Origin of the sequence: Gleimia hominis (assembly GCF_002871945.2) — a bacterium.
GTDB classification, from domain to species: domain Bacteria; phylum Actinomycetota; class Actinomycetes; order Actinomycetales; family Actinomycetaceae; genus Gleimia; species Gleimia hominis_A.
Genome location: NZ_CP126963.1, coordinates 1,866,248 through 1,879,775 on the forward strand (window position 1 = coordinate 1,866,248; position 13,528 = coordinate 1,879,775).

10 protein-coding genes and 1 pseudogene are annotated in these 13,528 nt (G+C 51.4%); 8 read left to right on the forward strand and 3 right to left on the reverse strand.

Annotation, left to right across the window (positions count from 1 at the left end):
• Positions 1 to 100 precede the first annotated feature (100 nt).
• Positions 101 to 1,633, forward strand: coding sequence for an AAA family ATPase (locus tag CJ187_RS08245; protein WP_071345763.1), 1,533 nt, complete (start codon positions 101 to 103; stop codon positions 1,631 to 1,633).
• Complete coding sequence (locus tag CJ187_RS08250) at positions 1,633 to 2,805, forward strand: 5-methylcytosine restriction system specificity protein McrC (protein WP_102217295.1); 1,173 nt, start codon at positions 1,633 to 1,635, stop codon at positions 2,803 to 2,805. The genes CJ187_RS08245 and CJ187_RS08250 overlap by 1 nt, the downstream gene beginning before the upstream one ends.
• Here the strand turns inward: CJ187_RS08250 and CJ187_RS08255 are convergent.
• Positions 2,786 to 4,003 (reverse strand): DNA-methyltransferase, encoded by a 1,218-nt coding sequence (locus CJ187_RS08255; protein WP_041630929.1) that lies wholly within the window; start codon positions 4,001 to 4,003, stop codon positions 2,786 to 2,788. The two genes, CJ187_RS08250 and CJ187_RS08255, sit on opposite strands and share 20 nt — an antisense overlap.
• Positions 3,996 to 4,253 carry a helix-turn-helix domain-containing protein gene (locus CJ187_RS08260; protein ID WP_041630930.1) on the reverse strand — a complete coding sequence of 86 codons (258 nt, stop codon included), beginning with the start codon at positions 4,251 to 4,253 and terminating at the stop codon, positions 3,996 to 3,998. The genes CJ187_RS08255 and CJ187_RS08260 overlap by 8 nt, the downstream gene beginning before the upstream one ends.
• Positions 4,254 to 4,774: 521 nt before the next feature.
• Between CJ187_RS08260 and CJ187_RS08265 the strand changes: the two genes are divergently transcribed.
• From CJ187_RS08265 to CJ187_RS08280, 5 genes and pseudogenes are all read left to right on the forward strand, one after another.
• The gene (locus tag CJ187_RS08265; protein WP_284667465.1) at positions 4,775 to 5,758 is read left to right on the forward strand and encodes an N-6 DNA methylase; all 984 of its coding nucleotides are present in this window, start codon (positions 4,775 to 4,777) and stop codon (positions 5,756 to 5,758) included.
• Positions 5,755 to 6,984 carry a restriction endonuclease subunit S gene (locus CJ187_RS08270; protein ID WP_102216508.1) on the forward strand — a complete coding sequence of 410 codons (1,230 nt, stop codon included), beginning with the start codon at positions 5,755 to 5,757 and terminating at the stop codon, positions 6,982 to 6,984. Before CJ187_RS08265 ends, CJ187_RS08270 begins: the two co-directional genes overlap by 4 nt.
• A gap of 275 nt (positions 6,985 to 7,259) precedes the next feature.
• Positions 7,260 to 7,358 carry a RhuM family protein gene (rhuM, locus tag CJ187_RS09445; protein ID WP_350223580.1) on the forward strand — a complete coding sequence of 33 codons (99 nt, stop codon included), beginning with the start codon at positions 7,260 to 7,262 and terminating at the stop codon, positions 7,356 to 7,358.
• A gap of 61 nt (positions 7,359 to 7,419) precedes the next feature.
• Positions 7,420 to 7,860: pseudogene (rhuM, locus tag CJ187_RS09450) on the forward strand (RhuM family protein).
• Between the two features lie 144 nt (positions 7,861 to 8,004).
• The gene (locus tag CJ187_RS08280) at positions 8,005 to 11,142 is read left to right on the forward strand and encodes a type I restriction endonuclease subunit R (RefSeq protein WP_102216507.1); all 3,138 of its coding nucleotides are present in this window, start codon (positions 8,005 to 8,007) and stop codon (positions 11,140 to 11,142) included.
• A 142-nt stretch (positions 11,143 to 11,284) separates the two neighbouring features.
• On the opposite strand, the gene CJ187_RS08285 is transcribed toward CJ187_RS08280, so the two are convergent.
• Positions 11,285 to 12,529, reverse strand: coding sequence for a YhgE/Pip domain-containing protein (locus tag CJ187_RS08285; protein WP_158237731.1), 1,245 nt, complete (start codon positions 12,527 to 12,529; stop codon positions 11,285 to 11,287).
• 269 nt (positions 12,530 to 12,798) lie between these two features.
• Here CJ187_RS08285 and CJ187_RS08290 point away from each other — a divergent pair, with 269 nt between their 5' ends.
• Positions 12,799 to 13,518 (forward strand): TetR/AcrR family transcriptional regulator, encoded by a 720-nt coding sequence (locus CJ187_RS08290; protein ID WP_102216505.1) that lies wholly within the window; start codon positions 12,799 to 12,801, stop codon positions 13,516 to 13,518.
• The last annotated feature ends 10 nt before the right edge of the window (positions 13,519 to 13,528 follow it).

Below are 13,528 nucleotides of genomic sequence, written 5' to 3' on the forward strand. Positions count from 1 at the left end.
ACCAGTTGGACCACGCTTCGACGTAAGGGCTTGATGGAAATGATCGGTCTCCGAATACTGCTCCCGAGTCTAACCGCAAGTCCGCGTGCAAGGAGGCAAGATGTATCTTTCCGCTAAGACGATCAGCGCGGCACTCGATCAGCTCCAAGGGACAGCTTCCCACCTGCTCAAAATCTGGCTTGTATTAAAGCACATGGGTTTGAGCCGAGACACGTCCATATTGATCGATACGCAGAATTCAACTCCCACCCTGCAGAGGCTGTTCTCCTGCGGCAGTCCTGAGGGAAAACTTTTTGTTCCCTTTGCGCACACCGTCCGTTACGCCTTCATGAAAGGCGACGCTTCGCGTTCAATTATTCAAACCACTATTCAGCGATGGAAAACATCGGATTCAGTAGTTTCTGGATCTCCCACTGCATACCTTGATTTCTCCGATGAGGGAAACAAGATTCGAGTATCCCTCGGAAGGATCTACCCCCAAGGTCTGGGACACGGTGGAGACGGGTTCGCCCTAGAAGAGGACGCACGAGTCGCTATCCCTATTGAAGCAATGGCGGTTTGGCTCTTCCGTCAAGATGAGTTGGACCAGTATTTTGGCGATAGTGACCCTAACAAGCTCTCGCAGCAACTCGTCGAAGCCCTCATACGCGAGCTGAACCTTGAGCCCGGCGAGATCGAGGCAGTTTTTGTAAACAAGCCAATCGATATCGAGACCAGCGACGCTCCGCTTAGCGATGCGGAGTTGTTGGCAATCTGCAATTCGGCATTTGAGGCCAAGTTGGAAGTCGAAATCCGCAAAGAAGATCGGCTTGAGTACACAAATAGGATTCAGTCAGTGACAACAATCGATTCAGCACCAGCATGGACCAGGATTTCCCCAAGTGAACAGCTAGCCTCGCTAGTCAAAGCGGGAGAGCGCGCAATTCTTCTGTTTGGACCGCCCCGAACCGGGAAAACCCGTGCCATCGATAAACTTATTCCGCGTAATTCTGAGGATCGTGAGACTATTCAGCTCCATGAGGGGTGGGGTTATGAGAACCTGATCCTAGGACTCGCGCCCGGTGAGAAACCGGGAGAATTCGAATGGACTGAAGGTCCACTCCTTCGCGCGCTTCGAAACGGCAAGAGGCATATCGTTCTAGAAGAGATCAACCGCACTCGAATTAGCCAGGCCTTGGGCGAGTTATTCTCTCTTATCGAGCCAGCGTACCGGGGCGAGACCAACGGCATCACGCTTCCGAATGGTGCGCAAATCTTTATCGATCCAGAAGTGGTTTTCTACTTCACTATGAATAACGTCGACACGAACACGGAGGATGTTGACGACGCACTCATGGGACGTATGGCAAGTGTCTACTTTGGTCCACGCGTTGAAGACCTTGACGCGATACTTAGGCACAGAGCTATTCCTTCAGATACAGCCGCAGCCATTAAGACTGTCTTCACTGCTATTCAAGACAAGTATCCGCTGGGTCATGGCTACTTCGCCGGGCTTCAGCCGAGTGATGACTTCCGGATGTACTACATGTGGAGAATCCGACCGGTCTTGATGAATCATTTCTCTGCCTATGAGCCTGAAGTGGTAGCGCAAATCGACAACCGCGTAGATGAACTCTTCACAGGAACAGCGTGATGCAGACTTGGCATGCCGTCGAGAACGAGATTTCGGCGTTACCCGGCCTAACCCCAGCTGATGTCCCCACTGGCTTGCCAGACAACATTCGCGTTCTCCTTCAAGGTGGAGTTCTGCAGATTCTGGCGTCAAATGTTGCCGGGAATATCCCGCTTCTTAATGGAAATAAGCTTGTCATTTCTCCGAAGCATGCATCGCTCAATCCAGTTTCGATGCTGCTGTATCTTCACGATTCTCAGTCGGCTCGACAGGTGAACGATGCTCCGTTCGGATACTCAAGCGGGTCGCACGATTTCGGCTTGAGTTCGTTGGCAGAGATGTTGTCCCGGGAGCTCTTATCCTTTGCAGCAAAACCAAAGTTATTTCGCCGCAAGCCTACGCTTGAGGCCACGTCATCTGCCGTTGGACAGATAAACTGGCCTGTGACAAACCTCCGAGCGCGGCGAGGAGATGCCGCTCCAATCGTAACGAGACGACACAGGCCGACATTTGATATCCCCGAGAACAGAATTATCAAGTCGGCTGCCAAACGAGTATTGGGACTCTTGTCTAGTGACGCTCCTGGGGCGCGTGTAACTCACGATTGGGCAAACTGGCAGGCATCTACCTTTGCTGGTTATGACGATATCCGCAAGGTCAGCCAGATGATGCGAACGAAGAATGTTGGCGGTTCGCATTCCTACTACAGCAATGCGCTCGGTCTCAGCCTCGTCATCCTCCAAGCATCCGGAATTGACCACGGTGAAAGCTGGGAGTCTGACGGATACTTGTTCAATATGCCTGGACTTTACGAAGACTTTGTGCGAACAAGTCTTATGAGAGCTGCAGAGCCCACTGCTCTAAGCGTTCAAAAGGGTTTTGCCTCCAGTAGCTTTCTGCTTACGAATGGCGAAATCGAGCTAATTCCAGACCTGACTATCTATCGCGGCGGATCTATAGAAGCTGTCCTCGACGTAAAGTATAAGGTACCCGATGCGAAGGATCTGTATCAGATCTATACATACATGCAGTTTGCGCGTCTCAACGAGGCTTATATCATCTCACCTTCCGTTCGAACTGGAGACGTGGTCGAGACGTTCGACGGTCACCGAATCAAATGTCTTGGTTTGGATAGCAGTTCTGCGATAGACGTCGACGCACTTGCTTCGAGGGTTATCGAAGCTCTGCGGTAAAGAGGGGTTGCTGCACGGTGGTTGAAGCCAACACTCGCTCAGCAGTGGCAAGATATTCTGCGCTTACATCAAAACCGATATAGCTCCTCTCGAGCTTCTTCGCTGCAACGGCGGTAGTTCCAGCACCCATGAATGGATCAAGAACCACATCACCAGGGTCCGTTGAGATCGCGATGCAGCGCCCAGGAAGCTGAACCGGGAACTGAGCCCCATGCCCATCTCGGCCAGAAGAGGTTGGCAAGTACCAGAAGTCACTAAGCTTGTCCGACTCAAGCAGCTGTCGCCCACCAAGGTCTGAAGGTAGCTCCAAGTATGCGGACTTGTTGAACTTGGGGGTTCGTTCCCGAGTGAGATGCAGAATGTACTCAACATTTCTGCTGACTCGCGACTGCTGGGGTTCAGGAGTTGTGGCCTGCTTGCACCACGAGATCGTGCTCTTTACGTAGTAGCCGATTTGGGCAGCACGCTGAGCAATCCGTTGCGGGATCAAACACTGCTCACCATCTTTCAGATACGAGTGTCCGGCGGAATACCGCAAGTACTCGTGATCTTTCCACGATCGTCCATCCTTGCCTTGCATCGCATGCAGTGTCTCAACTGCACTACCACGGATTTGAGTGCGAGTGTTGTACGAATCCATGATGTTCCACCACACGGAGCCATCTGCAGCAATTTTCGGAAGCAATGCATGCAAGACCTCGACCGAATGGCGAATAAACCCTTCAGGTGTCTGCTCGAGACCAAACGAGCAGTACTCGCCATCCGCCCAAAGGCGCTCACCAGGCTCGTCATAGACCCGCATAGCCCAGTACGGCGTTGAGGTGACAACAGTATTCACCGAACCATCTTTCAGTCTTCCAATCAGCTGGAGAGCGTCTCCGACAACGAAGGAGTCCTTTTGAATGACCTCTTGACTCTCGGCAACGAGCACGGCTCCGGTGACGGCTCGACGGAGATATTCAAGAACTTTGCTGCGAGGAACGAACGTCTCGGAGAATGCATCTTGATCTAGAAGTTGCCGAACGTCGGCCTCGGACAAGATTGACTTCCTGCCAAGGACACGCCTAATGAAGCTGTGAGCCATGCCCACAACGGGGGCAACAAGCTCAATGGGGAACACTAAGTCGGTAGTACTGCTGTCGGGGGAGGCGACCGCCGTTTGAGGCTTGATGGTATATGCCTGCTTCATCTCACTCATTACGCCCGTCGCCGGTTCCTTCCTCATAACAGTCTTCAAAAGCCAGAATGTCGTTGGGTGAACAATCCAACGCTTTACAAATCCGCCCAAGTGTCGCGGTGGTAACCGTCTGATTTCGACCCAGCTTCGTGATGGTTGATGAGCTCAGACCGGCAAGGTCTCTGAGCTCGCCCTTCCGAATTCCTCTGTCGATAAGCAACTTCCAGAGGTTTCTATAGTCCTCGCGAGGCGCGTTCGATGTGTCAACCATGAGACCAGAATACCATATCGCATGATTATTCGTGCGATACAGTCAGCTTTGATCAAGGTGTACATTTGGGCATCGCATGACGCCCTACCGATATTTTTTACACCCTCGGGTGCTGCGGTGACTCGGAAGCCCGGATCAGATCTGCCCGAAGACCCTCAGCGGTCACTTTGCGTCCTTTCAAAACGCGAGAAACCCCTCGAGCTGCGTCTCTGCGTAGGCACAACGTCTAGCTCAAGGGCCCCAACTAGCTAAAAGCTTTGTAGTTGACTAGGAGTGCAGATGGTCGTCGGACCACCTGCAAGAACGAATAGCAAGCGGTATCGCCTACAGGTAGAGGTGCTACCCACATCATTTGTCAAGACCCCGCGTCTATTCTTGCGCGCGAAATCCCGACTGGTTCACCTCTCTCCGGACGCCAGCCGGGTAGCGACGTGCCAGATACTCAGCGGTTCAGCAGGCTAATCTCCAAACGTCCGCGGCAGCCGGAAATCCCAGTTCATAGCCGGTATCGAAGCTGTTCGATGGCCTGCTCCGCACTGGGGTCTTGTATCCAACGTGACCAGTTGTGCGATCCGTGTTGCGGCAGCGGTGGCATGTTTGTACAGTCGGCAAAGTTCGTTGATGCTCACGGTGGCAATCGAAACCAACTATCGATCTATGGGCAAGAATTTACTAACACGACGTGGAAGCTAGCGAAAATGAACCTCGCGCTGCGGGGTATTGATGCTGATTTAGGTGCTAAATCTGCAAATTCGTTTACCGAGGATCTTCATCCGGATCTACGGGCGGATTACATCATCGCGAACCCGCCCTTCAATATCTCCGATTACTGGGATGAATCCCTCGCTGATGATCCTCGTTGGGTGTATGCAACTCCACGAGCCGGTAATGCTAACTACGCTTGGATCCAGCACTTCCTTTATCATTTGGCCCCGAAGGGGACGGCTGGCTTTGTCATGGCGAATGGTGCTTTATCGTCGTCAGATGGCACCGACCCCGATATTCGAAAGAAGCTTGTGGAAGCCGATCTGGTGGACTGCATTGTCGCTTTGCCGGACAAGCTTTTCCTTAATACGGGTATCCCAGCATCTTTGTGGTTTCTATCGAAGAATCGGCATGGCAACGGGCATCGGGCACGCAGCGGTGAAGTGCTCTTTATTGATGCTCGCCAGCTTGGCCGCATGGTGACCCGCGCCCGCCGTGAACTCACAGAAGACGATATAGCCAAGATCGCAGGCACATATAACATGTGGCGTTCAGTATCGAATTTCGAAAAATACAGCGACGAACCAGGATTCTGCAAAACAGCTTCAACGAACGAAATCGCAGAGAACAATTACGTTCTTACACCAGGCCGCTACGTCGACATTGCTGTAGCAGAGACGGACGGTGAGCCCATCGATGAGAAAATTGAGCGTCTCACGAATGAGCTGTTTGCTCAGTTTGAAGCGGGTAGAGCGTTGGAAAAAGAGATCAAAAATCGCCTGGAGGGAATATTTGAATGACTGAAATGTTCCTATCTGATTTTATCAATTTCAATCCTACGGTTAGGCTTTCAAAAGGTACCGTCGCCTCTTTTGTGCCGATGGGGTCGGTGATTCCATGGCATCGAGATGTCGTCGCTGCGGAATCGAAACCGTACACCGGTGGAACAAAGTTTCTCGATGGTGACGTTTTGTTAGCGCGTATCACTCCATCTCTGGAAAATGGCAAAACATCGATTTATCGTGCAGCGGAATCTGCCCGAAGTGAGCCTGCATTTGGATCGACTGAATTCATTGTAGCTAGAGGAATTGAAGGCGTCTCTGATACTGAATACATCTATTATCTCTTGCGCACTGACCAGATTCGATCAGTTGCGATTGCCAGCATGACTGGTAGTTCGGGGAGGCAACGCGTACAACTCGATAGGCTGGAATCCACGCTTTGGGATCTACCTGACCTCGCCGAACAACAACAAATCGCCGCGACTTTGGGTGCGCTCGACGACAAAATCGAGTCAAATCATCGAGCTGCGAAAAAGTTAAACCAACTTGCAGATGCAATTGCAGACAAAATGCTAGCGAGTGAGCCAACTAGGAGTGTTCCTCTTTCAGTTCTCGCCCATTTCAATACGAGAAGTTTACGGAAAGGGCAGTTCGACAAGATTGAGTACGTCGATATCAAGCAAACTGCGCACGGTTTCGTAAAAGGCACCACCATTTTTGACTTACCAGATGCGCCTAGCAGAGCTCGGCGGCTCGTTCAAGATGGCGATGTTATTTATTCAACTGTTCGACCCAATAGACACGTTTTTGCTCCGCTCTACAATCCGCCGAAGAATCTTGTTGTCTCAACTGGATTCGCAGTAGCAAGCCCAACTGCTCTCACTGGAAGCTCATTCCTCACATACGTTTTTAGTGATTCAACATTTGCCAAGTATCTCGCTTCAGCAGCTGGTGGAAGCGCCTACCCAGCTGTCGATGTTGGCGTCATTGAGGGCTACGAAGCCGAGATTCCTCAGAATGTTTCGGCTTTAAGAGAATACGAAGAATCAACTATTGCGATGCGTCGATATGCCTATGAATTCAGAGAAGAGAGCCGAAGGCTAGCTTCTCTTCGTGACGTACTTCTTCCCGAGTTGATGTCAGGTCGGATTCGCGTATCGGAGATGCAAGATGTTGTTTCAGATGTAATCGCCCCGGATGTGTCACACGTTGCAATGGAGACCCCCTCTAGAGAGAGGGAATGATGAGCGACTTAGATGAAACGAAGAAATTGATCGAATACTCTTCCGCGCAGTTAATTATCTTCACCGCAGATAGATCCACAGGCATCGAAGTGCGCTACTAAGACGTCACAATCTGGCTCAGCCAAAAACTCATGGCACAGTTATTTAGTGTTAATGCGCGAACTGTCAACGAACATCTCGCCAATATTTTCTCAAGTGGAGAATGAAAGCCTGAAGCAATTATCCGGGATTTCCGGATAGTCCGATCCGAGGGCTCGCGCACAGTCACCCGCACAGTGAAACATCACAACCTGGATGCCATTATTTCCGTGGGATACCGGGTCAATTCGGTGCGCACCACCCAGTTTCGTCAATGGGCCACTGGAGCGCTATGAGACTTCACGCTACGCGGCTACGTGATTGACCAACACCGTGCAAAACAAAGTCTACTTTGCGGTGCACGGGCGTACTGCCGCCGAACTAATCAAACATCGTGCTTCTGCTGACAAGCCTCATGTGGGGATCACCTCATGGAAAAATAGTCCGGACTGAAGAATACTGCGCTCAGACGTGACAGTCGGCAAAAACTACCTGACACAGAACGAGCTAGAAGACCTCGGAAGACTAGTCGCGGCGTACCTGAACCTCGCGGAATTACGCGCGAAACGGGACATCCCCACAACAATGGAGGAATGGACGCAATTCCTTGACCAAGTACTAACGTTAGATGCCCGGGAACTACTCACCAATGCCGGAATAATTTCGAAACAAATGGCCGATAGATTCGCACTCGAAGAATACGAAAAGTTCCGCGTAACACAAGATGCCCACTACGTGTCCGACTTTGACGCATTTGTTGAAGCCGGTCAGAAAACCATTAAACGTGGTCACGGCTAACTTCAAAACTAGTGCAACCACCCCTAGAATCCACCACCTACGAAGTTGCGCGAAAGGCGGAGCTTTACGACTACAATGAAAGAATAAACGTCAGGTTTGACGCATTCATCTTCGTTAGTGAACACGCTGTAGAGGGGCAAGAAAATGAATCGCTTCGACGAATCCGTGGTAGAACAGGCAGCGTTGCAGTGGCTTGGTGAAAGCGGATACCACACTGGATACGGTCCGGATGGAAGTGACGTAACAGAAGCGCGTCAGAATTTATCCGATGCCATACTGTGGAATCTAGTAGAAGAAGCACTCGAGAAGCTAAACACTAAAGAGTCAGCACAGACGATACGCGAAGCCTTGAAGCGGGTACAGCGCGCTGAATCACAAGATGTTGTACTGGAAAACCAGAGGTTGCACAACTTCATGGTCAAAGGTGTCCCAGTCGAGACAAAAACGAGTGACGGTCAACCCAAGACTGTTCTGCTTCGCCTCATTGATTTTGATAACCCCCAGAACAATGACTGGAGGGCCCTTAACCAGTTCACCATCATTGAAAACGGGCACAACCGTCGCCCTGACGTCTTAGTTTTCTTAAACGGATTACCCGTTGGTTTACTGGAATTAAAGAACCCAGCCAATGAACATGCCACAATGCGGCAAGCGTGGAATCAGATCCAGACGTACCGCTCGCAAATCCCAACAGTGTTCGTTCCAAACGTCGTGACGGTAATTTCGGATGGAACAGCTGCTGCAATGAGCTCTTTCACAGGGGGATTCGAGCATTACGCGCCTTGGAAAACCATTGAAGGGCGTGAGGTAATCACTGACCGCCCAGCTCTGGAAGTACTATTAAAAGGTGTGTTTGCGCCAGAGCGCTTCCTAGATATTCTAAGAAACTTCGTTGTTTACTCCGATGAGCCCGTAATGGATAAGGCTTCTGGGCAGCGTCGACGCGCATTGATCAAACGAGTAGCGAAGTATCACCAATATTGGGCGGTCAATGCCGCAGTTGAATCAACGGTTCGCGCAGCATCCCCCGATGGGGATAGACGCGGCGGGGTAGTGTGGCACACTCAGGGCTCTGGTAAGAGTTTCGAAATGGTATTTTATGCCGCTAAGCTCATGCAAGACCCGCGAATGCACAACCCAACCCTCGTGTTCATCACTGATCGCAATGATCTTGACGACCAACTCTTCGGTGAGGTATTTGCTCCGGCTAAAATTCTGCCTGAAACACCAGTACAGGCAGAAGGCAGAGACGACCTGCGATCACTACTCACCCGCGTTTCAGGCGGCATTATTTTCACCACCTTGCATAAGTTCGCTCCAGGTGAGGACGGCGACACCAACCCTGTACTGACAGACCGGAGAAACGTAGTTGTCGTCGCCGATGAAGCTCACCGGTCGCAATACGGTTTTGACCAAACCCTAGATTCAAAAGGTCGCCTTAAAGCTGGTTTGGCCAAACACATGCGCGACGCGCTCCCCAACGCTACATTCCTCGGGTTTACGGGTACCCCAATCGAATCAAACGACCGGTCGACCAGAGCAGTATTCGGGGATTACATCGACGTGTATGACCTAACGCGAGCGGTTGAAGACGGAGCGACAGTCAAGATTTATTATGAATCGCGGCTCGCAAAAATCAATCTATCCGACGAATCGCTTGAAGAAGTTGATGACTTAATCGCGGATGCCAGTGAAGGTTACTCTGAAGACTCTTCGGAACGAGCAAAGACCAAGTGGTCACAACTTGAAGCGCTTGTAGGAGCCGACTCTCGCCTAGACGCAATCGCTAACGACATTGTTACCCACTGGGAAGAACGTCGCGCAACGATGCGTGGTAAAGCCATGATCGTGACAATGAGCCGCAGGATCGCAGTTGAACTATACGAGAAGATCGTTAAGTTACGTCCCGGTTGGCACAGCGACGACTTAGATAAAGGTAAGATCAAGGTCGTCATGACGGGGTCGGCTGCCGATCCCAGTAACTTCCAACCCCATATTCATTCGAAAGATGAACGTCGCTACCTAAAACTGCGAGCAAAAAACCCTGACGATGAACTTGAAATTGTGATTGTGCGGGACATGTGGCTTACCGGTTTCGACGCACCCTCGATGCATACAATGTACGTGGATAAACCAATGCAAGGTGCGGGCCTAATGCAAGCCATTGCAAGGGTAAACCGTAGGTTTAAGGATAAGCCGGGTGGCTTAATAGTAGACTACATTGGCCTGTTTACCTCATTACAAGAAGCCCTCAGTGTTTACTCACCGTCAGACCGTGATCAGGCTGGTGTGCCAATTGATGAGCTAATCAATGTGATGCTAGAGAAATACGATATTGTCAAAGGAATACTTCACCGCGTCAACTACGACTCATCGTCGACACTTCCCGCGGCGCAACGCCTAGAACAATACGCAACTGTTTTAGACTTCGTACTTTCGGACGAGGAAATTACTAAACGATACAATGACCAGGTCCTTGCCCTAACGAAGGCACATGCTTTAGTGGCTTCACGCCCGGAAGCTGAGGCAATTAGTGACGACGTTCGCCTGTTCACAGACGTGCGGTCTGCGGCACTGAAAATCCTCAATCCTGATGCCGGTCAATCAAGGCAAGGTGGGAACGGGAATATCGATTCAGTATTAGAACAGCTTGTGAATGAATCTGTCACTGCAGACGAAGTTGTTGACGTATATAAGTTCTCTGGAATGGAAAGCCCTGAACTCTCCTTGCTCTCCGATGACTTCTTGGACTCTATAGGTGAGAGTGGAAAGCCGAACCTGCAACTAGGTCTGTTGCGTAGACTTCTTAACGACCAGATCCACACCCTTCAACGCACGAACCTTGTTCAATCACGTAAGTTCTCGGAAATGCTTACCAGCGCGGTAAACCGGTACACGAATCGTTCACTGACCACGGCAGAAATCATTGCTGAATTAGTCGCAATGGCTAAAGATATGCGCGAAAGTCAGAAACGTGCGGATGAACTCGGTCTTACCAAACAGGAAGTTGCCCTTTACGATGCCGTAATTCAAAACGATTCGGCGATCATGGAGATGGGCGACGAAACACTCAAAGCAATAGCGCGTGAACTTGTGCAAACGATTCGGCGTTCGGCAACCATAGATTGGGAGCGCAAAGAAACTGTTCGCGCTAGAATGCGCTCGCGCATCAAGCGGTTGCTAGCTAAATACAAGTATCCGCCGGATAAACAGGATGAAGCTGTGAAGCTCATTATTGAACAGGCTGAACATCTCGCCAGTGAAGACAGTTTAGATAACTGAATATGAGCAGGCGTTCACGTTAGAAACTACACGAATCCACCGGTCACTACTAGGTGCTATAAGCATCGTGTAGCAGCCGGTGGGTTCGTGTATGCGTTGGGAGATGTCAGCTACAAAACCGGCGCAGATATAGCCAGTTCAGTCAGTCAATCGCCGAGGGGCTCTGCTTGTCTGCGACCTCGCTCGTAGCTGTGTCCTTGTGGTTTGCGGCCTCTGCTTTTTCAACCAATGCAGCTGCAGGCTTACTTATCACTGCCGCACCTACCAGCAGGGCAATCCCGAATGCGCACACCCACAACAGGGCGGTTGTTGATTCGTTCATTACAGGTTCGTTAGCGAATAAGATTGCGCGGACACCCTCACCAGCAAAACGTGGGGGGATCCACGGGTAAATCCAATCGCGCCAAAACCCAGGTAAAAACGGGCGCGGCAACGTCAACGTCGACATACCCAGCACCATGCACAATATCGGAACCGCCAAACCCCGTTTACCAAACAAGCCCATACCACCCACAGTCAGGCACACGAAAGCGAACGACACCACCGCCAAGAACACTGCCAACTTAGTGAACGGCAAACTAATCCCCGTCACCCACTGCGCCAACCACACAGCGCCAAACGCCGCAATCAACGCGCCGACAGCACCGACGCACAGCTGTGCAAACGCCCTCAAGAACCTAGACGACATCCGCCACGCCTTCAAACTAATCGTCCGCCACGCCGCGAAACCAGCCGCAATAGAAGCAATAAACGTGAGCAAAAACAGCATTACTGGGGCGATCATCGCTTTGAAACCCCACTCGGTCGGAACCTCATTCACATACTTAATATCAAGCGAAATCGGGGGCGCACCGGCACCAGCCTGCTGCGCAAGCTTTTGCTTAATCGCAGTGAACGCACCCGTCAAACTCTGCGCAGCAAGCGGATTCCGACCCTGATTAATCGTCACCGTCACCGCCGGGATCTGCACCGCCTTCGGCTGCTGCCCAGCATCCGTTTGCGCCCTCAAAACCTGGGTAGAAAGATCCTTCGGAATCCGAACCTCCGCGTAGTACCCGCTGTAATCGGCCAGGTAACTATTCTTTGGCTCGCGCAAACCAGTTTCGTGAAACTCCACCAGATCCTGATCGGCATCCAACAGGGACTGCGCGATTTTCTCACCCACACCCACGCTCTGCCCATTTGGCGCCGCCACCTTCTGATCCGCATTCACCAGCGCCACCGGCAGATTATGAGGATTCATACCCAACAACGGGCCCACAACCAACGCCGCAACCAACAGCCCCAACACGGGCGCCACCAACGCCAACAACCAGCCCAACTCCGCCGGTTTACTAGCCCGCTGCCCAACTGGCTTCTTCTTGCCTAGAAAAGACCTGGTGCTCACGATCTTTCACCTTTCAATAATGCAACTGAATGTACAATTAAGTGTACTTAAACGCTACCCATCCTTAATACAATGATTCGCAGATTTTTGTCGGAATAACTCACGGGCAGACAACAAACGTGCGCGAATCCCACTGCAATCAACACCCACGACTAAGCAACACACACAACTAAATAACACCTGTTGCTAAGCAACACTGCAATAGCGGTTCCACAGCTATTTGATGGCTAGTTTTGGATAGTAGTTTGAGGGAATTTGAGGGAGGAAAGATGGCTCGGCCACGGCAAACTAAAGACCACGTACCCGCAAACGAAAGGATCGTGGACGCGTACTGGCGTTGGGCGCAACAAGTGCCATTCTCACAAATAACGGTGGCGCAACTACTGGTTCGTGCGCACTGCAACCGCACCACGTTCTACTACCACTTCAAGAACCTGCTGGACGTGCGCCGCGAAGCCGAGCAGAAGTATATTCAACGCAAATTCCAGCGTGTCCTCGCCGCGTTCGCAGAAATCGAACAAGGCATCAGTGTTGCCAAATCAATCCCCAAAGACCACCAAGACGTACTGCGTTACGTAGCGTTGCAACTACCGTCGGACGAAAAAGGAGTGCTCCGACAACTCCTGGAACAAAACGTGCAAAGTGTTTTCCAGCGCCTGCTAATCGACCTACCCAGCGCAGACAACAGTCGAACAAACCAAAACGGGGCCACACGTAGCCCGAACGCGGGCGAGCCGGGCCGCACGCATGGTGGCACCGCAAGCGACCCCGAGAACGTCAAAGATGGCGCCGAAACCCCCAAAGGGAATGCTGAACAGCAACAGATCATTGACGTGGCGCAAACCTTCATAGTCGCGGGAATGGCCGGTTTCTACAGCTCCCTTGGTGGCTTAAAGATGGATGAGGTATTTGAACGCATCGAAATACTAGCCCCCATGATGGGGGCTAGTCTCGAAACCATCAAACAACTACTCACCGATCGGCAATAATGCCAAGCGG